Annotated in this window: 20 protein-coding genes; all 20 read right to left on the minus strand. The window is 45.6% G+C overall.

Annotated features, from left to right (window positions below; all coding sequences use genetic code 11):
* Positions 1-123 precede the first annotated feature (123 nt).
* The 20 genes from AB4K05_RS09685 to AB4K05_RS09780 all read right to left on the minus strand — a co-directional run bounded on the left by AB4K05_RS09685 (position 124) and on the right by AB4K05_RS09780 (position 24,052).
* Complete coding sequence (locus AB4K05_RS09685; protein ID WP_368479775.1) at positions 124-933, minus strand: glycosyltransferase; 810 nt, start codon at positions 931-933, stop codon at positions 124-126.
* Positions 934-1,001: 68 nt separating this feature from the next.
* Positions 1,002-1,877, minus strand: coding sequence for a glycosyltransferase family 2 protein (locus AB4K05_RS09690; RefSeq protein WP_368479776.1), 876 nt, complete (start codon positions 1,875-1,877; stop codon positions 1,002-1,004).
* 152 nt (positions 1,878-2,029) lie between these two features.
* On the minus strand, positions 2,030-3,151 hold the full coding sequence (locus AB4K05_RS09695; protein WP_368479777.1) for a hypothetical protein: 1,122 nt from the start codon (positions 3,149-3,151) through the stop codon (positions 2,030-2,032).
* A gap of 741 nt (positions 3,152-3,892) precedes the next feature.
* On the minus strand, positions 3,893-4,762 hold the full coding sequence (locus AB4K05_RS09700) for an ATP-grasp fold amidoligase family protein (RefSeq protein ID WP_368479778.1): 870 nt from the start codon (positions 4,760-4,762) through the stop codon (positions 3,893-3,895).
* A 7-nt stretch (positions 4,763-4,769) separates the two neighbouring features.
* Complete coding sequence (locus tag AB4K05_RS09705) at positions 4,770-6,011, minus strand: oligosaccharide flippase family protein (RefSeq protein WP_368479779.1); 1,242 nt, start codon at positions 6,009-6,011, stop codon at positions 4,770-4,772.
* Positions 6,012-6,216: 205 nt separating this feature from the next.
* Positions 6,217-6,978 carry a glycosyltransferase domain-containing protein gene (locus AB4K05_RS09710; protein ID WP_368479780.1) on the minus strand — a complete coding sequence of 254 codons (762 nt, stop codon included), beginning with the start codon at positions 6,976-6,978 and terminating at the stop codon, positions 6,217-6,219.
* Between the two features lie 15 nt (positions 6,979-6,993).
* A complete protein-coding gene (gene rfbC / locus AB4K05_RS09715; protein ID WP_368479781.1) occupies positions 6,994-7,548 on the minus strand; it encodes a dTDP-4-dehydrorhamnose 3,5-epimerase in 555 nt (184 codons plus the stop codon).
* A gap of 2 nt (positions 7,549-7,550) precedes the next feature.
* A complete protein-coding gene (gene rfbA / locus AB4K05_RS09720) occupies positions 7,551-8,429 on the minus strand; it encodes a glucose-1-phosphate thymidylyltransferase RfbA (protein ID WP_368479782.1) in 879 nt (292 codons plus the stop codon).
* 56 nt (positions 8,430-8,485) lie between these two features.
* Positions 8,486-9,376, minus strand: coding sequence for a dTDP-4-dehydrorhamnose reductase (gene rfbD, locus AB4K05_RS09725; protein WP_368479783.1), 891 nt, complete (start codon positions 9,374-9,376; stop codon positions 8,486-8,488).
* Between the two features lie 783 nt (positions 9,377-10,159).
* Entirely contained in the window at positions 10,160-11,053 is an 894-nt protein-coding gene (gene galF, locus AB4K05_RS09730; protein WP_368479784.1) for a UTP--glucose-1-phosphate uridylyltransferase GalF, read from the minus strand.
* Positions 11,054-11,261: 208 nt separating this feature from the next.
* Positions 11,262-12,257: an NAD-dependent epimerase/dehydratase family protein gene (locus AB4K05_RS09735; protein ID WP_368480151.1), complete on the minus strand. Its 996-nt coding sequence runs from the start codon at positions 12,255-12,257 to the stop codon at positions 11,262-11,264.
* 153 nt (positions 12,258-12,410) lie between these two features.
* Entirely contained in the window at positions 12,411-13,814 is a 1,404-nt protein-coding gene (gene wcaM / locus AB4K05_RS09740; protein WP_368479785.1) for a colanic acid biosynthesis protein WcaM, read from the minus strand.
* A 6-nt stretch (positions 13,815-13,820) separates the two neighbouring features.
* A complete protein-coding gene (wcaL, locus tag AB4K05_RS09745; RefSeq protein ID WP_368479786.1) occupies positions 13,821-15,044 on the minus strand; it encodes a colanic acid biosynthesis glycosyltransferase WcaL in 1,224 nt (407 codons plus the stop codon).
* Positions 15,041-16,321, minus strand: coding sequence for a colanic acid biosynthesis pyruvyl transferase WcaK (gene wcaK / locus AB4K05_RS09750; RefSeq protein WP_368480152.1), 1,281 nt, complete (start codon positions 16,319-16,321; stop codon positions 15,041-15,043). Before wcaK ends, wcaL begins: the two co-directional genes overlap by 4 nt.
* Positions 16,322-16,351: 30 nt before the next feature.
* On the minus strand, positions 16,352-17,833 hold the full coding sequence (locus AB4K05_RS09755) for an MOP flippase family protein (protein ID WP_368479787.1): 1,482 nt from the start codon (positions 17,831-17,833) through the stop codon (positions 16,352-16,354).
* A gap of 9 nt (positions 17,834-17,842) precedes the next feature.
* Complete coding sequence (gene wcaJ / locus AB4K05_RS09760; protein WP_368479788.1) at positions 17,843-19,237, minus strand: undecaprenyl-phosphate glucose phosphotransferase; 1,395 nt, start codon at positions 19,235-19,237, stop codon at positions 17,843-17,845.
* A gap of 152 nt (positions 19,238-19,389) precedes the next feature.
* Positions 19,390-20,760, minus strand: coding sequence for a colanic acid biosynthesis phosphomannomutase CpsG (cpsG, locus tag AB4K05_RS09765; RefSeq protein ID WP_368479789.1), 1,371 nt, complete (start codon positions 20,758-20,760; stop codon positions 19,390-19,392).
* Between the two features lie 152 nt (positions 20,761-20,912).
* Complete coding sequence (gene cpsB / locus AB4K05_RS09770) at positions 20,913-22,349, minus strand: mannose-1-phosphate guanyltransferase (protein ID WP_368479790.1); 1,437 nt, start codon at positions 22,347-22,349, stop codon at positions 20,913-20,915.
* A gap of 3 nt (positions 22,350-22,352) precedes the next feature.
* Positions 22,353-23,576: a colanic acid biosynthesis fucosyltransferase WcaI gene (wcaI, locus tag AB4K05_RS09775; RefSeq protein WP_368479791.1), complete on the minus strand. Its 1,224-nt coding sequence runs from the start codon at positions 23,574-23,576 to the stop codon at positions 22,353-22,355.
* Positions 23,573-24,052 carry a GDP-mannose mannosyl hydrolase gene (locus AB4K05_RS09780; protein ID WP_368479792.1) on the minus strand — a complete coding sequence of 160 codons (480 nt, stop codon included), beginning with the start codon at positions 24,050-24,052 and terminating at the stop codon, positions 23,573-23,575. Before AB4K05_RS09780 ends, wcaI begins: the two co-directional genes overlap by 4 nt.

Raw genomic sequence — 24,052 nt, forward strand, 5'->3', positions numbered from 1 at the left:
TCACCGTGCGAGTGGTGCACGGCTTGAAATGTGGGGTAGATGTTAACTCAGTTTAAGTAATGGTGGAAGGATAGGAAGATACTAAGTCTAACTACCTTTTGACATTCAGCACATATGTATAAATTACGCTCTAAGCTTTTTATAGATAACTGATAAAATTGAAACAGGCATCAACCTAGTTATCAAACGCAAAATTGATGTCAGAACTATTGTCATTTTTTTATTTGGAAATATATTTAATTTTAAATAGAGTAACTTAATCTCGCTATTAATATAAGAGATACCTCTCCGTCTTGACAACATGCCCGAACCTACCCGGGCTTTAACTAATACATCATTTATATTATGACACTTGGCACCATTATCAATACATCGTAGCCAGAGATTATAGTCCTCCATGAACAAATGATGCTTATAGTTACCCACGCGAATAATTAGTTCTTTCTTAAACATCATTGTCATATGATTAAATGGATTTCTTTTAATGCTATACTCAATAATATCTTGATGTTCAGAACATGAGAATTTTTTGCGTTCAATAGAATTCAATTCGTTCTCAAACTCAGCAATAGCGCCCCCAAGAAGATCCGTATCAGGAAAGGTCTCAAAATACTTTACTTGCTTTTCAAATCGATCATGCAAACAAATATCATCAGAATCCATCCTAGCAATAAAATTATATTTGGCGCGACTCACTCCAATATTAAGAGCATTACCTAAGCCAACATTATCAGGTAAATAAATGACGTTCATTGGCAACAAGGAACTCCATTTATCAATAACAGATATTAGAGATTCAGGAATTTCACCATCAACAACCAAAATGATCTCATCTGCTAATAACGTTTGTTCCGCAAGGCTAGATAAAGCTTGATCAAAGTGTTCCGTGAGCTCTTTTGCATATACGGATATCAAAACAGAAAACTTAATCATACAAGAATCCAAATATATAATGTGAGCAGTTATTTGTATAGTTCTCTATATTGCGTTATGGCAAAGACTCACCTGATGATACCTTTTTTATTTTTAAGGCCATCAACAAAACCTTTAATCATATAGTTACGTCTTTCTGCCGAATCATCCCTAAAAGCAGAAAAAATACTAAAACGAAAAACAATTCCAATCAAACATCTTATCTTCCAGTAAAACGGAACATAAGATCGTCGACATAGAATAATGACATTTCTGAACTGGTAATACAAACGAATTGGAGATCCTATTTTATATGTTACGCCTATAAATTTCCCACGGGCATCCCCCAAGCGATGTGCCATGACAGCATCATCAATAATAGCAATTTTATAGCCTAATTTTCCAGCACGCCAGCACCATTCATGATCAACACCATCAATAAAAAGATCTTCTTCCATCATGCCAACAATATCTAAGGCATTAATATCAATAAGTTTACCCGATGCTATTATTTGCTTAGTAAACGACCATTTATCAGTTATTTTTTTCTCTCGTTGAATAAGTGGCGTCATATTTTTTTGTTCAAATAGATCATACGGCCTAGGCCCTACCGCAGCCATTTTATAGCCAGAAACTGTCAACTCATTAAAGCCATGTACCAACTTGCCTATTAGGGATTCTTCAATATCTGAATCTTGATCAAATAAAATGGCGAAGTCTACATTTGATTCTTTTACATAGCGAAGACCTATATTTTGTGCTGCTGCAATCCCCTTGTTCTCGCCAAGCGAGATTATCGTTAATCTCTCGACGTCATAGAAATTATCAAGCTGAGATGTTGAACTATTATCAACAACAATAACTTCCTTCACAAATGGCGATTGAAGAATATTTAAAATATTATTCCTTAAAACACCCACATTTGGATTATACGCTATAATTATAGCTGACACATTAGGATTCACTTTATGCCCACCAGACAATTAATTGTTGCAATAAAAAATGATAATAATCACTAAAATAACTAGATCACCCTATCCTTCAGACGCGATTAGTACAGACAAATAAAATTTATAAAACACTATTACTCTATAAATATATCCTATTTAGTTACTTTTCACATCTTAGCATTATAATGATAGGGATAAGATGATTGTCGTGATTGAAAGGTTAATATCTTTTTATTTAAAATATCACCCATAAGGATTTCTGTTGCATTTTTTAGCGTATCATTTTTTAACCAGTCATTTGTTGAAAATAACGCAATAAAATCAATAACCGACTTACTTATTTCATATGATGCCGAATTCCAATATAAATTTGGCGTATGATCTACACTATAATAATTAACGAAACTAGTAGGCTTTATTAATGGGCTTTCAAATGTTGTTGGAACGGCAAATTCAAACCCCATACCTTTATCGCAGCTAATATCAACAATATCAAGTTGCTTGTTTATATTAGAAAGGTCATTCTGGTTCATAAAAACTAAAGGATTTATCGGATCTTGAAGCACGCAGTTAACTATCACGTCATAAGTTGATAATACTATTGCAGATTCTAAATAAGCATTATCCTTTGATAGATAGCATTCACCATCTATGATTTTAAGATTTTGATAATCAATATTTTGGATGGGAGCACTTATTAAATAACTGGGTCTTTTACTATAGACAGTTACATCATCTATCCCCAACGATTTTAAACTACTAATAGCCCCTCTAGCAGATGCACCGAATCCTAAAACAGCAGCCTTTAATTTATTTCCAAAATATCCATTCCGACCAACTAGCATCATCATATGCTGAATAGCAGCGTAACCTGCCAGCTCATTGTTTCTATAGAATATATGGCAATTATCATTCCCGCCATACATAGCTTCCCATGCCACTATAGTCATTTTATTATTAATTGCCGCTTGGGTAATGTTGTTTCCTTGCACACAATGAGACCAACCCCATAGAATTTTTCCTGGAGAAAAATATCTATAGTCCTCGTCATCTGGCTTAGGCAATACCCACACATCTCCTTTAGAAAAAAGCTCCTCTCTTGGTAAGATACCACCAAAATCATTTTGAAGGGAATCATTTGTAATTCCAAGCTCTTTACCATAATCTTCTTCAAAAAAAATACTCCTCTTTAAGTCTTCATCCAAACGATTAAACATCGATGGATGCAAAGGTATTCTCTTTTCGGATTTTTTCTTAGATGTTCCAAATATAGATATTTTGTTTTTCATTTGATAAAAGATTCCATGAACTAAATATTTAATCTAGCGCTGCTATATTTTTGCCAAATTTAACCATCTAAATTCCATTACTAATATGAGAGAACTAGTTATAACGAGAAGTTATTTTATATTTTAAATTATTTTAAATGGTTAACACAATTGCTTTTTATATCATATAAAAACAGTAAGCGCTTGCGCTTGGCGTTTCTCAACGCCATTTCCTCCAGTTACAATCGGTAAATAGCATTACCCGTGAAAATAAATACGAATTTAATAATACCAATCTTTAAAAATCAATTTCAATTAACCATCATGCTAAACTAAGTGTAAAAACACCACATAAAAATAGAATATCATTATTACATGTATCTTTAGTACTTGCAGTCTAAAAATATTAACCTTGCAATGCATCATTATAATTTTGAATATTTTCATTTCGGCAATTTATTAACAATCTTTAAATTAGAAATTTTTTATATTATATTTAAAATATAATAATGAATTGTTAAAATACGCATAGTAAGAATAGTAAGAATAGTAAGAATAGTAAGAATAGTAAGAATAGTAAGAATAGTAAGAATAGTAAGAATAGTAAAATGAATTAAACATTAAGAGATAACATATAATACAATCTATTTATTCAATTAATGACCGTTAGCGTTCTGACTAAAATAAGTCTCATCAAGCAATTAGGTTTAGGTATAAAAAATAACCATTATCTACTACTTTCATGACCAGACCTACGCCATACTAAATATCCAATTTATCACCAAGCCCTATATCTGTTTGTTCCAATCGATCAACATCTAGCCCGGCAGATGGAGTAAATGTCAACTCACCAAATAAAACCTTTGCATTAAGTAGATAAAAATCCGCCCGAACAAACTTAAAATCTGTTGATAACTGCTTAGCGTACGATTTCATCGCATCGAAACCATCAGGCTTTTCTATATGATAATTATTATTAATGGCATCTAGAGAATCAATACTGTACGGGAGAAGATTCCAGCCCATATCGAAATAATAAAATTTAGGGATTCCATTCTCTCTTCCTTGACAAACCATTACTGCATGTGGTTCGCCATTGAAACAATAGAATTTATAATCATCTGGATAACCGCCATTTTTATTTTCTATATATTTTTCGCATATTATCTTACGTTCGATATTTTTATATTGGGGTTCAACAGATAAAGAAGAAAAGTCCTGCTTCATCCATTTACTTAGCAAGTGATTAGTATTATCCCTGTCTAATTTATTTTTGTCATCACATATAATATTATAACCTGCGCCATGATTACACTTCAGTGCAAACCTTTCCGGTAACTTGTCATAGTCAATCTCGTTAACACTCTCATACGTGCCATAGAGTTCATTTAATATCTCACCACAACCTTTACTCCGGACATACTCTCTGACTTTGTATTTGTCAGCACATTGCGTGTATATGTCCTTGTGCAGTTCATGTAGTTTTAACCATTGAATTTTTTCATTGAGTGTTTTTATATTATTAAAATCAATTCCTTTTTTAAAGCAAATGAGATAATGAAGCTTAATACATTGCTTTGGAAAACGATGGGCATTAGCTCTTAATATCTTACTGACTATTTTTTTTATCATAACATCCTCAATTCAAAAACTTAAAAATACTTAGGTGCATTTTTAAAACGACCCCGCAGTGGAAGAAATAATTAAATATTGTACAAGATACAATCTCAATTATTAAAAAGCAATAAGCGGCCCCCATGACACCGTAATTATTAATCATATAGTATGATAGTGGGATACTAAGTACGCAGGTAAAAGACATTTTGTATGAAAGGTAACGATAACCTGAGTATTTAATCATATATCTATAACAAATAGTGCCTAACGCTGAAAACATGGTAGCCACTATAATAATTGGAACGATTTTTTCTGCTTCAATGTAAGAAACTCCATAAAGGGTCTTTATGAAAAAATGACCAAAAATAATAAAGCCTATCAATGCAAATAGTGAAATAACTATAACCAACTGATTAACTATTTTTAATAAACGAGCCACTTCCTTAGGATCATTCGCTTCGTAAATTTTTGTGAAGAAACTAGTTATCAATGCTATAACAACAAAAGACCATGCTGTGCCAATGGTCATTGCAATGTTATATATCCCAAGCTGTGTGAAAGAAAGAATACGAGCCAAGAAAATATTCGATATTTGACTATATATAACAATAGATAAGGTAGACAATATTAACGCGCAACCCGTAGTAACCAAATACCTTCTGTATCGCCTAATGTTTTTATAGAGTATTCTTCGTTTTCCTATTTCTCTATGAAAGTATGCCTTTCTCATAAAATAAGGTATAGCAGGAATTAAAAACACAGGGATTGAAAAGAAAACAACCGGCAATTTGTAGTACGTTATGATAAAACGTGCACTAAAAGCGACAAGTAGCCCTACTATATTTGTTAGCGTATTTAACTTTGATTTTAATTGTGTATTATTATATGTTGCAAAAAAATCCATTACCATAAAATATGTAGCCGCACAGTTGGCAACGCCAAACACAAAGGTAATTGTATCAGCGCAAAAATAAAGATACACCAATGCCACTAGTGAAGAAAAAATAAATAAAGTTCGTCTTAGGTGTTGAGTGCTCAATGCCATTGCTATGCCTGAACATCTTTTCTCGCTCATCCTTTTAAATAACACGTTCTGACCACCAAACCATGATAAGGTTTGAACAAAAGTAAAAATGGTTGCAGCGAAAGTTATTCTCCCAAAATCATATGGACCTATATATTTAGCCATATATGAGTTAACAAAAATCAGGCCTATTATACTAACAAACTTTTCAGCCATCATCCAAAATGCATTGGAATACATATCAGTTCTCTTTAAGCATTTATTAAACGTTACTCTTGTTGTTCTTCAATCTTCGCACATTAGTTTATGACCACATAAATTAACAAGAAGTATTAACATTCTAGTTTTAACTTACCTTGTGGGAACAGAGCCTATTGTAGCATCCACTGAACTCAGAACTAATTAAATAACAGCCATCATTTTATCTTTAAGTTTTTATTGAATACTATAATAACAAATTTTTCCTTTTTGGTTCGGCCACTACCCAAGGAAAACATATAAAATACAGCCTATTTAGAACTATTTTTAAAAACTGATGCCATGGTCTTTTTTTTGTATGTTCTGAATAATCAAAGTATTTTTTCAAAATACGTGGATCATGCATACCTAGAGAGTGTATATTCACATTGGATTTGAATGCTGAATATGTAAACGAGTACTGATCGCGCTTGCCCCCACTGAGATATTCTTTCCACCACAGATTCTGCATATTGATAATATTCTTGCTCATATGATTGCGGAAGAGTACATTATTTTCGTAAAAATTTGTTGAATAATAGCCATCTTCTTTGTAGCGCGAATACTGATGCTTTAGATTCCAAGCAAGATCAAATCCTTGAATTGCACAGACATAAAATTCTTGTTCAGTCTGATCCCGCCACCAGTGATCATAAGAGGCAATGTCATAATTTTCGAGTATATTCTGAACGTAGTCATAGAGATCACTTTTAATTCTAATATTCCCATCAATCCAGATACTAAAATCATAATTGGGAAGTAATAAGTGAGGATTTAATTTACAATATCTTGCTAGATCTTTATTGTTTAACCTAGACGGCGGAAGTCTAACATGCAGCCAAGGAGAGGGAATTACACCTGAATATTCATAATCAGTAAAACATATATAGTCAAATTGTTCATTTTCATGATGTTTTTTAAAATCATCATACCCTCCAGTTACTGCAGTATACACTACTCCTTTTTTCATAAAACCACCTAATTATTAAATTCCATGACCAGATATAATCATATCAAATGACATTTGGTTGGCATCTTTTTCAGAAAGGATCAATGTTGCAATATTCGGCCACTGAATTCCAAGAGCTCGATCGTTCCATTTTATCCCACGATCACTGCCCGGATGATAATATTTTGTTGTCTTATACACAAACTCAGCTGTTTCGCTAACGACTAAAAAACCATGGGCAAATCCTTCTGGGATCCAAAGTTGGCGTTTATTCTCTGCAGATAAACTCACGCCAACCCATTTACCAAAGGTTGAAGACTCTTTCCTGATATCAACTGCAACATCAAATACTTCACCAACGACGCATCTCACAAGTTTACCCTGAGCATATGGTTCTTTTTGATAATGCAATCCACGTAAAACGCCTTTACATGATCTTGAATGATTATCCTGTACAAAATTAACTTCATGACCAACTATTTTCTCGAACTCTGCGTGATTAAAACTTTCATAAAAATAACCACGATCATCACCAAACACTTTTGGTTCCAAGATAAGAACATCAGGAATATCTGTTTTAATTATATGCATAGTCAATAACCCTTAATAATCTTCAATAAATACTGACCATATGCATTTTTCTTTAATGGTTCAGCTAATATCCGAACTTGTTCTGCATCAATGAAGCCTTTTCTATACGCAATTTCTTCCGGGCAAGAGACTTTTAAGCCCTGACGATCTTCTATAGTCGAGATAAAATTACTCGCTTCAATGAGGCTTTGATGCGTTCCAGTATCGAGCCATGCATAACCACGCCCCATCATGGCAACAGATAGTTTACCTCGTTCAAGATATATCCTATTAATATCTGTAATCTCTAACTCTCCCCTCGATGAGGGAACTAATTCTTTAGCAATGGATATAACATCATTATCATAAAAATAGAGGCCAGTTACTGCGTAATTACTTTTAGGTTCAAGAGGTTTTTCTTCAAGACTTATCGCACTGCCGCTTCTATCAAACTCAACTACTCCATATCTTTCAGGGTCATTGACATGATAAGCAAAAACAGTTGCACCGTTTTCTTGATTAACTGCATTATCCATTAATCTTGGCAGATCATGTCCGTAAAATATGTTATCCCCCAATACTAATGCGCAATCATCATCACCAATAAACTCTTCACCTATAATGAATGCTTGTGCTAAACCATCAGGGCTTGGTTGGACCTTATACTGGAGATTTAAGCCCCATTGACTCCCATCACCTAACAACTGTTCAAAACGTGGTGTATCTTGTGGAGTACTGATCACAAGGACATCACGAATCCCTGCCAACATTAATGTTGAGAGCGGGTAATAGATCATTGGCTTATCATAAATCGGCAATAATTGCTTACTAACAGCCATTGTCACAGGATAAAGTCGAGTTCCAGAACCACCGGCTAAAATAATGCCTTTACGTTTTTTCATTATAAATTCTCAGACAGAATTCTAATTCACAAATCATTATGAATTGATTAAAATAATTATTTAGTAAGTAATTCATCCAACATACGCCTTACCCCTGACTGCCATTCAGGTAGGGTAAGGCCAAATGTATTTTGGAATTTATCGGTGCTTAATCGAGAGTTTCGTGGTCGCTTAGCAGGAGCATGGTATGCTACTGTAGGTATCGCCTCTAATGTATTTAACCTTAACTCTACACCGGCCTTGCGAGCTTCATCAAATACAAATTCAGCGTAGCCATGCCACGTTGTAACTCCATTGGCGACCAAATGATATAAACCTGAAACTTCATGGTTACTAATTGCAACTCGTATGGCATGCGCGGTGCAGTCAGCAAGAAGTTCGGCTCCTGTAGGTGCACCGTACTGATCGCTAATAATAGACAACGACGTTTTGTCTTTGGCTAACCGCAACATTGTTTTCGCAAAATTATTTCCCTTACATGCGAAAACCCAACTTGTCCGAAAAATCAGGTGTTTTGAACAATGCTTTTGAATTGCAATTTCACCATCTAATTTGCTTCGCCCATAAACATTCAAGGGATTCGGTCTATCGGTTTCGCACCAAGGAATCAATCCTGTCCCTGGGAAAACATAATCCGTAGAATAATGAACGAACCATGCATCAATTTTTTCAGCTTCTTTGGCTATTGCCTCAACGCTCGTGGCATTGAGGATTTGCGCAAACTCAGGCTCAGACTCAGCTTTATCAACCGCAGTATGTGCGGCTGCATTCACAATTATGTCAGGTTTAATTTTCCGTACTGTTTCAGCGACCCCTTTTGGGTCGCTGAAATCACCGCAATATTCCGTTGAACCTACATCAACTGCGATGATGTTTCCTAACGGTGCAAGTGAACGTTGTAGTTCCCACCCGACTTGCCCGTTTTTGCCAAAAAGTAGAATGTTCATTATTATTCCCTACTGCACCGCTTGCACTCCAAGCTGATGTTTTATATTACTTAAACAATTCTTACTAACTTCCAAAAAATAAGTCAGCCGTAATCATATTGAATTTATTAACAAACTTATGCCAATCATCTAAGATAGACGAATATCTCTTTATTATAATTTAAGAAATTGAATTAGAAACGCCTTTAATTTCACCAGGTTAATATAGGAAACATTTTTGTGCAATATACCGAGTCAAATTAGGAAAAGAATCACTAGACAATTTTCATTACATCCATAAGGTGTTATATATACACATTGTCAAATATGTTTATGTGTTAGCATATAACAACATTGATATTACTCATTAGGAAAAATATAAATCTATTTTTAGTTACTAATTAGAAAATATGAACATTGCCTTAAATTATTAATCAGACTACAATCTAGTTTGCAATGGATAAATTTTGATGTAGCGTTAAATTTCAGCACTTTATATTTTCTTACTTGTTCACATAATAATCATGCAATAATTTTGGCACGCTACCGCCCCTAGCTCCGCAGCTACTAGCACACTGAACATTTAACCAGCTATATGTTAAGGTCTTAACTCTATCCAGATCAAACAATCAGGCAACATTTTGATCTTAATCACCCACTAAGACAAGGTGATTCTCAACCATCTTAATGTGACAACTCACACTTACCGTTTGAATATCTAATTCATAAAACGACAGTCATAATTATGAAATTACATTCTCATTCTGACTGTCGTTTTACGCTTAATTATTGAACAGCCTTTGCCTACTCAGCCAGCAACTTCTCAATACTCTTGCGGAACTTAGCCCCTTCCTTCAAATTCCGCAGCCCGTACTGAACAAACGCCTGCATGTAACCAAACTTCTTACCGCAGTCGTAGCTCTCACCGGTCATCAGCATTGCATCAACCGACTGTTTCTTCGCCAATTCAGCAATCGCATCGGTCAATTGAATACGACCCCACGCACCTGGAACGGTTTTTTCCAGCTCTGCCCAGATATCGGCGGACAGAACGTAGCGGCCTACGGCCATCAGGTCAGATTCTAGCGTCTGTGGCTGATCCGGTTTTTCAATAAAATCAACGATGCGACTGACTTTACCTTCGCTATCCAGCGGATCTTTGGTTTTGATAACAGAGTAATCAGACAGGTCGCCCGGCATACGTTTTGCCAGCACCTGGCTACGGCCAGTTTCGTTAAAGCGAGCCACCATAGCAGCAAGATTATAGCGCAGCGGATCGGCAGAGGCGTTATCCAAGATAATATCCGGCAGCACCACTACAAATGGATTGTCGCCCACAATCGGGTGCGCACAAAGAATGGAGTGACCCAGCCCCAGCGGTTGCGCCTGGCGGACGTTCATAATCGTGACGCCCGGAGGACAGATAGACTGCACTTCCGCCAGCAGCTGACGTTTAACGCGCTGCTCCAGCAAGGCTTCCAGCTCGTAGGAAGTATCGAAGTGGTTTTCCACCGCATTCTTTGATGCGTGGGTGACCAGGACAATTTCTTTGATCCCTGCAGCAACGACTTCATCGACGATGTATTGAATCATCGGCTTGTCGACGATCGGCAGCATCTCTTTTGGAATGGCTTTCGTGGCGGGCAACATGTACATACCCAAGCCTGCTACCGGAATGACTGCTTTCAAATTAACCATGGTATTGTCCACTTTTAATCAGTTGAAAAAGTATAGTCGCTCAGACCACTATGATCCGCGTTCGTGTTCTAATTCGTTGAAACTAATAAATATATGAAAACGAATAGCACTACTACACCCTATCATCCGACAATTTTGACTCAGAGGATTCGGAAATGTCACGCCCAGCCGTGAGGCCGACGCCATTTCCGAATATTCGCAGTAAAAATCACTCTGTCACAAACGTAATATCGTCTTTTTTTGCATGGACGAATTCGTACTGTAACGTTCGGTCTAACCCTTGAGACAAAGAGTACGGCGCAACAAAGCCCGAACTGTGCACCTTCGTCGCATCAAACTGAGTCGTCGCGCAGAACTTTTTCACCCGCACAGCGCTTATCGCATATTTTTTCCCCGTCGCCTTGCTTAACAGATCAAAGCAAACACCGCCCAGCATGCCGGCAGCGTAAGGAAGATGGACTGAAGGGATTTTTTTGTTGAGACTTTTTTCGACTTCAGCGACCAGCTGGTTCATGTTCAGATCGGGCTTATCAACGTAATTGTAAACCTCATATCCCGTTTGAACATTGCTCAGCTTATACTTGATAAACTCAACAATATTACCAACATAGGCCATTGATTTATAGTTAGTGCCTGCGCCAACCATCGCGAACTTCCCGCCCGCAATCTGTTTGAGCAGATTGTAAACATTGCCACGGTTACGCTCACCGAAAATCACCGTTGGGCGAACAATCGTTAATGAGCGCTCTGTCGGAGCCTTGTTAAACCACTCGCGCAGCACTTCTTCGGCCTGCCATTTACTTTTGCCATAATGGTTAAAAGGATCCTCAGGATGCGTTTCATCCGGATTGACCTTGTTCAAGCCATACACCGCTACCGAGCTGGCAAAGATAATGTTTTTAACGCCGCTTTTGTCCATCGCCGCGAGTACATTGCGCGTGCCCTGCACGTTCACATCGTAGTATAGGGAAGTTGGACTTACGTCATCGCGGTGTTCTGCGGCAAGCAGCACGACGGTATCAAATCCGGTAAATGCTGTATCCATGCTCTCCTGGTCACGAACATCACCAATTTCAGTGACCTCAGGGAAGAAATGACTCTGCTGCTTGTCTACGTTTTTGATGTGGAAATCATCTTTAACCAACTCGATCAAGCGAGTGCCGACAAATCCTGACGCACCCACAAAGCAAACTTTATCATTCATAATCATTTAACGAGTTTCATGCCGTATGCATTAAAAGGACAAACACCCGTCCTTCACTGCGCCGGGTGTTAATTTCTATCAATCAGACAATTATAATCTTTTGATAAATGATATCCAGTATAGAAATGTCAGACAAAGCCCAACGCCACTTTCTCAACGCTTATGTGGTAAAGCAAAGTTCACTTTTTCAACATTCACCACCCGCTGATCAACATGGTCAATATCCACCGACGCCTGCCCCTTCTCATTCACCGCTGTCACATTAGCCATCGACAGCAGCGTATCATCGCGGGCCATGAACTTCCCGCGTACGTCTTTGCGCAGGTCAAAGTTAATCTGCAGCGCAGCGCCACGAGATGACTCCTGCATCACGTTGATATTGCGTAAGAAAAAATGTTGTGGCTTGTTATGAATTTCAAGCGACGCACGCTGCATATTGAGGTTGGTGATAGAGACAAACGACGGATTATTGCCCGAGGAAATCTGAATCCCGCGCACGCTATAGGCCAAATTTCGATTATCCAGCTGTATATTATTCAGGCGGAAATTTTGCGGAATAGACAGATAGTTACCTTTGATAACACCGTAGCCAATTAACATACCCGCGCTATTAACCATATCAACGCCATCAATAACGAAATTATCACAACCATATATGGCGATCGTGGCGTTATCTATTCCCGCCTTCTTACTGAAATCGGGGGTGATATTGCTGGCCTTCACATTACGGATAATAAAGTGTTTACCGTTTTCCACGTGCACCAGCTGTCGGCAGTTGCTGCCGGTGATGTTGGCGACGACAAAATTTTTCACCGCCTGCTCTTCCGGGTAGCCATTGTCGTAGGTGCTGCCCGCAAGGCCGATGCCGATGCCCCAGTTCACCTTCCCGTTGGTGCAATCAATATGGTCGATGACATGATCCGAGATCAGAATATTGCGGTCGTTAATCGCCACGTTCCACTCAATGGCATCACCCTGCAGATAGCTGAAGTGGCAGTGGGTAATGTTGACGTCAACCCACTGATTATGGAATCCCTGCCGCAAGATACCGTAGTTGGCTTTGGTGATGGTCAACCGCGTAATGGTCAGATTACGCATCTGATTTTTATCTTTGCCGCCAATAAAAATCTGCGCCACCGGGCCATAACCGCTCATGGTCAGCCCGGCGATAGTGCAGTCCGCGCCGCGTACATCAAGGGTGATGTTGTACAAGCTCGCCGTGCCGCTGCCGATAACCTGACATCCCTTTTGTAAGATAAATCGCCCGCGGCCGTTGCCCTTGAGCCCGCCGGCGACATGCAAGGTTTTTCCCGGCGGCAGGGTAATCGCCGCATTAATATTGTCGCAGACCACCTCCGCAGGAACGGTAACGCTGTCTACTTCTTGAAAGGCATCATTGAATGCGCGGATCCAATCGCTATTGCGCACATAGTTGCGAATATCTGCGGGGTGACTCTTTCCGGCCGCCCGCGCGCTGGCGACAGGCAGAACGGGTAAAGCGGCGGCAAGCGTTGCGCCTGCGGTCAGAAAGTAACGTCGAGTTAAGGTATGCATCAAGCCTCCTTAGCAAAGCGTGTGCAGCAGGCCCGCGAGCTGGCGGTTAATCACCTGCTGATTAAAATCGGTTTCGACTTTTGCGCGCGCACGCGCCAACACCGGTTGAAGGCTCTGTTCATCCATGCCTCCTAATGCCTGTAGCTTATCGGCAAGTCCCTTGGCATCGTTCTCAGCCACCAGCCAGCCGGAGTGGCCGGAGTCAATCAGCTCCGGGATCCCGCTGTGTACGGTGGAAAGTACCGGGATCCCCACCGCCATTGCCTCCATCAGCGCCACCGGAATGCCTTCCATATCACCATCGCTGCCGGTAATTGACGGCAGTAAAAAGACATCCGCGTCATCGAGCATCGCTTTCACTTCATGGCTCGGTTTGAAGCCGGGCATCTCAACCCGATCTTCCAACTGATATTGCTCGATTAGCGTACGCAGACGCCGCTCCCACGGGCCAATACCGAGGATGCGATAGCGAAAATTCACACCCTGCTCTTTTAGCTGGCGGCAGGCTTCAATCGCCACATGCAGCCCCTTTTTCTCGGTTAGGCGTGCAACGGAGATAATTTGCAGGCAGCCACCCGGCGCTTTGGACGGACGCTGCGTGAAGCTATCCATATTGACTCCCATACGCGAAACGGCGATTTTGTCCGCCGGGCAGCCCATCGCTTGCAGACGGTCGGCCCACAGCTGGCTGATGGGCAGCATCATGTCGCCACGCCGGAAAAGCTGCTGATACTCGCCGGTGTAATGGTTCAACACTTCGCGGCTGGAAATATCAATACCGTGGAAGATAGTCACGATTTTTCCGCGGATAACCTCCAGTTCGCGTAGCTTCGCCGCCGTTACTCCTGCGGGACCAAAGTGAGCGATGAAGACATCGGCCACTATCGGTGATGGGTTACGGCTGCAAATGGATGACAGGATCAGGTTGCGGGCCTCCTGCCCGTAGCGCCGCGTATTCAGCGCCCGCCAGACAGCGGGACGATGAAATCCGCGCAGAGTGTGGAACGCACGGTAACGTAGTTTCTCAAGCCCGCTTGCCGGCTCGTCCTGCAGCCAGCGGACTTTGTCCGCTAGCTGATATTGGCTATAGGCCGCGTGGGTATTGGTTAGGTCACCCTTCTGTAGCGCGACAATCTCCACCTCATGACCCATCTCAATAAACGCAACTATCTGATTTAACACGAACGTTTCAGACGATAAGGGGAATTTCAGCAGAAAGAAGCTGACTTTCATCGGCCCTCCCGGATGCGGTTTAGCACTGACTCAATCATGGAAAAACCTTTTTGGCGCTCGCCTTCAACCGCCGTTGCCACACGCTCACCCAGCGCAGGTAGCTGATTTAACATATCCGCCACCACGCCCTGCATAGAACCATCCAGCAGATGACGAATATCAATCGCCATCTCAGGCATGCCCAACTGTTGCATGATGCCGGCCGATTTGTGCTCATAGTTGATGGCGATTGCCGGAGTGCCAAAGTTCATCGAAATAATGGCAGAGTGCAGACGAGTACCGATGGTCAGCGCGCAGGAGGCGAGGATTTTGCCAATCTCGACATCGTTAAGTTCGTCCATCGCAATATGGAAGTGCTCGCGATTTTTCACATGCTGCGACATCCGCAGCGCCACCATTCGGTCGTCGCGATTATAGCGATCGATGCTGGTGCAGGTGGACAGCGCCAGCACCTGATAACCGTCATCAATCATACGGTTAACCACGTCGGCAAAGGCTTTCTCATAGGCCTGTTGGGTAGTGCCCAAACGTTTATCGAACGGCTCCAGCTCACGTAAAGTGATCGCTACCGTTTTGCGCTGTGCCGTCAGGTTCAGCCAGTGCTGCACCGCATAGCTAGCTTCAAAGCTGTCGTTGCGATGCTCCACCAGCCAAGCCGTATCCACGCCCTGCTCTACTTTGCTGGTATCAATCTGCGCCTTTGCCATCAGCTCACGGCTGACGGTTTCCCGCAAAATTAACGCATTGGTGCGGCCAAAAGCGTAGTTCGCCAGCTGGTTAAAGTCCGGGTTTTGGAACGGGCCAACGCTGTGGCCGACCATGTAGATAGGCTTGTTTGCCATAAACGCGCACAGGGGATATTCAAAGTGCGTCAGGCCGTACAGGTCGACGTAGTTCGACCCACCAACCTGGATAATCGCATCATAGTTGCCGAGAAAACGCACAAAATCATGGAACTCCGGCGCAATATCAAAATTGCGCAGCTTGCCTTCGCCGGTCACTTTCGCCAGCAAGATCTTATGCTGGAAGCGGCGACGCAGCACTTTTTTCACGCGCCCACTCACACCGGGAGCAGCCTGCTGCTTCTGGCTAAGTTGATACAACGGATCGGCAATAATCTCACGCCCCTGCAACCAGGAGGAACTGGTCGGGAAACGACTCATCACATCCATCTCAACGTCAGGCTGTTGGCGGAGTATCGCATCGAGCAGCCCACGCATAATGGCGCTATCGCCGCGGTTGCCGCAGGTGTGGTTTCCCAAAATTAATAATTTCATCATGGCCTCATCAAAGGGGTTTCAAGCAAATCAATTAGGAACGCGTAATAACGTCTTGAGTTTTTCGCTCCGACAGAGCGTTTTTTTTAGTTCAATCAGCAAACTGTTGCGGGAAAGCGCGACGACCAGCGCAAAGCTCAGCACGCCGGTAAGCACCTGTAGCCCCAGCAACATCGGCAACGACAGGCTGCCTTCAAACAGCCGCCCGACCGCATAGCTGGTCAACAGCGTAGGCAACGACAGCCGCAGCGGCAGCCATAGACTGCGCAAATAGTCACGGTAGCTAGGTCCTAAAATGGGCTTAATCATCACGAAGTAGCTAAGAATGGTGTTGATGATCTGCACCAGCAAGAAGCCGAGCGTCACGCCAATCGCACCGCCGAGCTGCCCGCCGATAATCACCGCTGGAATAAACAGGAAGGTTTTAAACACATTGAATTTAAAGCTGATATCCACCCGCGCTTTCGCCATCAGCAGCGAGCCAATCGGATTACCGACCGAACGCAGTAGCCCTACCACACACAGCAATTGCAGAATTGGCACGATGTGTAGCCACTTTTCACCGAACACCAGCGGGACAAAGTTGTTGCTCACCACCATCAACCCCAACAGCGCCGGGAAGTTAATGATGCCCACAACCGACAGCAGCTTGTAGAAATTCACCCGCAGCTTTTCCGTGTCATCCTGAATTTTGGCGAATGCCGGAAACAACACGCGGGTAATAATCGGATTGAGCTTCATCGGTGGCACCACCGCCACGTTGTAGGCCAGGTTGTACCCACCGGCCACGCTGGCGCCGAGAATGCGTGCCAACGTCAGCGTCGAAAGGTTGGTGTTGATGTAGTTAACAATGCTGTCGGCGGTCAGCCATGCGCCAAAACGGAGGTTCGACATGACGGTCGCCAGCGAAAAGTGCAGCCCTGGACGATAGATTTTGCGGCCAAAGTAGCCAAACAGCAGCGTACGTACCGCACTGTTGACCAGATACCCGAGAATGGCGGTCATCGCCAATGGCCAGTAGTAGGCGCTAATCACCGTAAAAGTAAAACCGCTCAGCACCGCCGCCGTTTCAATGGAGCCAATCTTGTTGAACTCCAGTTCCTTTTGCATTAATGCACGAAACTGCTGACCGTGGGGGATCACCACAAACGCCAGCGACAGCGTCTTAATCATCGGGGCCAGATCCGGATTGTGTAAGACCTGGGCGATGGTATCGCTAAGCAGATACACCGCCGCACACACCACCAGCCCCAGTCCGACGTTCAGCCAGTACAACGTCGTCAGCTCAAGATGGCTTATCGCTTTGCGTTGGATAATCGAGTTGGCGATGCCGAAATCCGACAGCGTATCCGCCAGCGCAATAATGACCAGCGAGACGGTCAATAAACCAAACTGGTGGCCGTCAAACAGGCGCGCCAGCACAGTCATCTGCGCTAGCCCCAGACCGATAATCACCACCGTCGCCATCGCCGACCACTTCGCGCCGCTGATGGTTTTTTCTCTCAGGCTCATGTCAATTCCTCAATAGGCTGCTTTGTTGACAAAGCCTTTGAATACCGTCAGAAAAACAATGCGGATATCGAGCCACAGGCTCCATTCGCGGATGTATTCGAGATCGAACTCCACCCGCTTCTCCATTTTTTCCAAGGTATCTGTTTCACCGCGCCAGCCGTTGATCTGCGCCCAGCCGGTGATTCCAGGTTTCACCTTATGGCGCAGCATGTAGCCCTCAATCAATTGACGATACTGCTCGTTATGCGCCACCGCGTGCGGACGCGGGCCAACGATGGACATGCCGCCGGTCAGCACGTTAATAAACTGCGGCAGTTCGTCGAGCGAGGTACGGCGCAGGAAGTTGCCAACGCGGGTTACGCGCGGATCGTTCTGTGTCGCCTGTGTCACAACCGCGTCGTTTTCCATCACCCTCATTGAACGGAACTTCCACACCTTGATAGGCTTGCCGTCCATGCCATAGCGGGTTTGGCGAAAGATAATCGGCCCTGGAGAAGTCAGCTTCACCGCCAGCGCGATGCAGCACAGCGCCGGCGAAATCAGCAGCAGAATGCCCAGCGCCAGCACAATATCTTCCAAGCGTTTGATGATACGGTTAACGCCGGAAAGCGGCGTGTCGTACAGCGGTACCAGCGGAATGCCGTTCACCACTTCCACGCGGGAATGGAGAATGTTGAAGGTGAACACGTCGGGGATCAGCAGCACCGAACAGGTGGTGTCAGCCAAATCACGTACCAGATTTTTGATATCACCTTCTTCCTGCATCGTCATGGAGATATAGATATTATGAATTTTGCCGCTGCGGGCGTCGTCGCGAAGTTGCTCAAGATTACCCATCCAGTCGGCGTTAACACCGCCGGGTTTGGCATCGTAGTAACTACCCACCACTTCATAGCCCAGCCATGGCTGGTTGCGAAAACTTTCCAGCAGTTCCTGTCCTTCCGGCATATCACCGGCAACCGCAACGTAGCGGGTGTTATAACCACGATGGCGCAGCACGCCCGCGCCATAGCGAATGAACGCCCGGCTCGCCAGCATGCCGATGGTGCTCAACAGATACCACGCCAGCCAGATGCCGAAGTTGGTATTAAAATCATCATTGAACGCCAGCAGTCCGGCGGCAAACACAAGACTCAGCGTCCAGTTTTGCAGCAGCAACAGGAGCTCAGTGGTAATGCGTACACCGCGCCACGAACGATAAAAATCGGTGATCCCGCCGATCATCTGGAATACCACCAGCGTGACCAGCGCCATCAGCAGATGCAGGTACAAAAACGGCAACGCGACGGCCTGACACACCAGCCACAGCCCACCTAACATGATGGTGATGTCAGAAAAACGCTGCACCATTGAAATTAACGATGCATTCGTTTTGGCTCGTTCGCGCTTTCTTAGAGTCGTCATCGTCGGTCCTATTTAATGGTTTCCCCTCACCCCGGCCCTCTCCCCAAAGGGGCGAGGGAGAAAACCGGGCCTTTCCCTCTCCCGATAGCTAGGGAGAAAACCGGACTGTTCCCTCTCCCCTCTGGAGAGAGGGCTAGGGTGAGGGGCAATAATTACTGATTAAGTAACGCCAAAATGTCCTGCGTTCGCGCCTGCATCAGCGGCGTATTGCCGCGTGATTCGACGTTCAGCCGCACCACCGGTTCGGTGTTGGAGGAGCGCAGATTGAAGCGCCAGTCGGCAAACGCCAGGCTGATACCATCGGTGCGGTCAATCGACAGCGCGCTACCGGCGAAATGGGCCTCAACGCGAGCAATGGCCGCCGAGGGCTCAGCCAGTTGGCTGTTGATTTCACCGCTGGCCGGGAAGGCCGCCATCCGGTCGCAAACCAGCTCACCCAAGGTTTTGCCCTTCAGGCACAGCAGTTCGCTGACCAAAAGCCAAGGGATCATGCCGCTATCGCAGTAGGCAAAATCGCGGAAGTAGTGATGGGCGCTCATCTCGCCGCCGTACACCGCATCCTCTTGGCGCATACGTTCTTTGATGAATGCATGGCCGGTTTTTGACATCACCGGCGTGCCGCCCACCGCCGTGACGACATCCACGGTGTTCCAAGACAGACGCGGATCATGAATGATGCGCGCACCGGGATTCTTCTCGAGGAACGCTTCCGCCAGCAGGCCAACAATGTAATAGCCCTCGATAAACTGCCCTTTTTCGTCGAACAGGAAGCAGCGGTCGAAATCGCCGTCAAAAGCGATCCCCATATCGGCTCCGTATTTGAGCACCGCATCGCGGGTATCATCACGGCACTCCGGCAGCAGTGGGTTAGGAATACCGTGTGGGAAAGTACCGTCCGGGGTGTTATGTACCTTAATCAGGTTCACCGGCACGTTCAGCGCCTTAAAGCGCGCTTCCAGCGCATCCACCACCGGCCCTGCGGCACCGTTGCCGGAGTTCACAACCAGCTTCAACGGCTTGAGATTTTTGACGTCGATATAGCCCAGCAAATGGTCGACGTAGGCCTCTTGGAGATTGATTTTTTGGTAGCTGCCGCGCTGGTTTTCATCGACCGGTGGGAAGTCGTTGGCTTCCGCCAGCCGCTGGATATCGCGCAGGCCGGTGTCGCCGCTAATTGGACGCGCGCCTTCACGCACCAGCTTCATACCGTTGTAGTCAAGCGGGTTATGGCTGGCGGTCACTTCAATGCCGCCGTCAACGCCAAGATGGAAGGTCGCAAAGTAGATCTCTTCCGTGCCGGAAAGCCCAATATCCAGCACGTCCACGCCCGCATCTCGCAGGCCGCGCGCCAGCGCCATCTTCAGCGCTTCACTGGTCAGGCGTACATCGCCGCCCAACACAAGGGTTTTCGGCTTGAGGTATTCACCGTAGGCGCGACCAATGCGCCACGCGATATCTTCATTGAGCTCTTCGCCGAGCTTGCCGCGAATGTCGTAGGCTTTAAAACAGGTTAATTTTTTCATGTTTTACCTTTCTTCAGGCAACGGTTGGCCCTGACCTGTGAGGGTCATCAGTTTCAGTGTTATGAGTTGCCGGATGGCGCTTCGCTTATCCGGCCTACGGTTTGGCTTTTGTAGGCCCGGTAAGCGCAGCGCCACCGGGCGCGATACGCTGGCTACACGCGCCCGTAACGATCTTGGAAGCGCACCACATCATCCTCTTCCAGATAGGCGCCAGAGCGCACTTCAATCAGGTCAAGCGGGATCTTCCCCGGGTTTTCCAAGCAGTGGGTGACGCCAAGCGGAATATAAATTGATTCATTTTCGCCCAGCAGTTTGGTCTCATCATTGAGGGTGACTTTGGCGGTCCCAGCGACCACTATCCAGTGTTCAGCTCGGTGGTGATGCATTTGCAGCGACAATCCTTCACCCGGCTTCACGCTTATTCTCTTCACCTGATAGCGTTCGCCCGAATCGATGGAGTCATATTTGCCCCAAGGACGATAAACTTCGCGGTGAATATGGTGTTCATGACGGCCATCGGCCTTAATTTTCTCGACCACCTTTTTGACGTCCTGCACCGAATTGCGGTCGGCGATAAGCACCGCGTCTTTGGTTTGCACCACCACCAAATCCTTTACCCCGACGGTCGTCACTAATCCCGATTCGGCGTAAACGTAGCTGTTTTCCGTTTTGTGGCTAATAACGTCGCCATGATGCACGTTGCCTTCCGGCGTGCGGTTGCTGATTTCCCACAGCGACGACCACGAGCCCACATCGCTCCAGCCAGCATCCATCGGCACCACCACCGCATCGGCGGTGCGTTCCATCACCGCATAGTCGATTGACTCGTCCGGGCAGCTCAGGAACGCCTCTTCGTCGACGCGGATAAAATCGAGATCCGGGTCGGTGATATCCATCGCTTTTTCACAGGCGCTGAGAATATCCGGGCGATATTTCCCCAGCTCCTCCAAATAACGTCCGGCGCGGAACAAGAACATGCCACTGTTCCAGTAGTACTCACCGCAGGCCACATACGCTTGCGCGGTTTCCAGATTCGGTTTTTCCACAAACTGCGCCACTTCAAAGGCCAGCGCATCTGTATTACCGGGGCTCACCTCGCCGCGACGGATATAGCCGTAGCCGGTTTCCGGTAACGAAGGAACGATGCCGAAAGTCACCAGCTTGCCGCTTTGCGCAAACTCAGTGGCCTCACGTACAGCGGTGCGGAAAGCGTCTTCATCTTGGATGACGTGATCCGCCGCCAGCACCAGCATCAGCGGATCGTTGTCCGGCTCACGACGTTTTGCCGCCAGCGCCGCCAGCGCAATCGCCGGAGCGGTATTGCGCCCAACCGGTTCCAGAATGATATTTTCCGTCAGCTTGTTGAGCTGGCGCAGCTGTTCAGCAACGATGAAACGATGCTGTTCGTTGCAAATGACCACTGGACTGGCGCACTTCACGCCCTGCAGACGATTTACCGTGGCCTGCAGCATGGTCATCTCGCCTTTCAGGCACAGAAACTGCTTAGGGTAAAGCACTCGGGACAACGGCCACAGGCGGCTGCCCGAGCCACCGGCCATCACGACCGGGAAAAGCGTAGATTGACTCATCGTTTAACCCCGAATATCAGCAATAAATTGGTTAAGCACGTGCTCTTTATCGAGCGAGCGTTCGGCCCAAGCGCGGGCGACAACATTGTGTTTTGGCATCATCAGCGCCTGGGTAATGCCTTCCACCAGCGCAGGAACCGATTCTGGCGTCACGCACACCGCAATGCCCGGATTGTCCTGACACAGCTGACCCAGCTCGGTTGTCGCTTCTGCCGTGATCACCGCGGTGCCGCCAACAGCCAGAATATTGGTCAGTTTGGAAGGCAAAACGGCATCCGCCGCGCCGCGTTTTTGAATCACCAGATGGCAGTCGCCAATCGCCAGCAGCGCGGGTAAATCTTCATATGATTGCAGCGGCAGAAACGTCACGTTATCCAGCCCGCGTTCAGCGGCCAGTTTTTCTAAACGCGCCTTGCCGCCACCCTGGCCGACAATCACAAACTGCCACGGCTGTTCGCGGAGCCGGTCGGCGGCATCAATCACGCTCTCCAGCCCCTGTTTTTCCCCGATGTTGCCGGAGTAGAGAATAATTTTGCGCGCGTCATCAAGCCCCAAGCGGTGACGCAGGGCGATAACCAGAGTTTGCGGAACATCGCGAAAACGGGCGACTTCCGACCAGTTGGGGAAGAAAATCACCTTCTCTGCCGGCACGCCTTTTTCACAGGCTTTGTTCATCATCGAACGCGAAATCGTCGACACGTTATCGACGTTATGCAGGCCGTTGCGCTCAAAGGCGCTGGCCAGTTTTGCCACCCGGCCACCGTTGCCCTTGCCGGCCATGCCCAGTCCAAGCATGGCATCCACTTCATAATCCTGGATATGCAGCAGAGTGCGTGCACCGGACAGTTTCGCCAGTAGGCGCATGCCCGGCGTGCAAAACAGCGTCGGCACCACGCCGATAATGCGATCCGGCTTCCAGCGACGCTGTGCCATCAGCGGGAAAAAGCTGCTTAACGCAAAGCTGCCAAGATGAATCAAACGCTTTAACGTTGACGGCTGCTTTGGTACATACAGCGGACAGCGCCAAACGGTGGCAGCGCCCTCTTCCCGGCGGTAGCTCCAGCTTTTGTAGTTCACGCCGACCTGCCATTGCGGATAGTAAGGCGGCGCGGTGATCACCCGTACCTCGTGCCCCTGTTGCGCCATCCACTCAACCATTTCGCCGGTGTACTTGCCGATGCCGGTGAGCTCCGGTGAGTAGTTAATGCCGTACACCAGAATTTTCATAAACCCGGTACCTCGGCCATTTTGTCAACGCGGAAATAGGCGCGACTGTTGTCATGAACGTTGTCCGCCGCCAGCAGCGCCTGCGGGCTCAGCCAGCGATATTCGTTATGCTGAGCCACCGGCAGTGCGAGCGTGTCGGCGTCCACCTGAAGGCGGAAGCCCAGCACGATGTAGTGGGTGGAAAAATCCTTGCCCGAGAAATTATCGTCATAGAAATGCTGCCACACGCCGTGGAAATGACCTGCCGTCATGGGCAGACGCAGTCCTAGCTCAGCTTCCGTCAGACGAGCAAACGCCTCGGCCAGCGATTCATCCTTCTGCACACGTCCCCCCGGCACAAACCAGAAGCCCTGTGCCGGACGGTTGTTGCGCAGCCCCAGCAGGATCTCACCCTGCGCGTTCTCAACGATCAAATCGATGGAGATAAGCGGCGTAGACTGCACCACGGTGGCAAACGCCTGCTGGCTTAAAAACAT

The organism is Kluyvera sp. STS39-E (assembly GCF_040932435.1).
Classification (GTDB): domain Bacteria; phylum Pseudomonadota; class Gammaproteobacteria; order Enterobacterales; family Enterobacteriaceae; genus Kluyvera.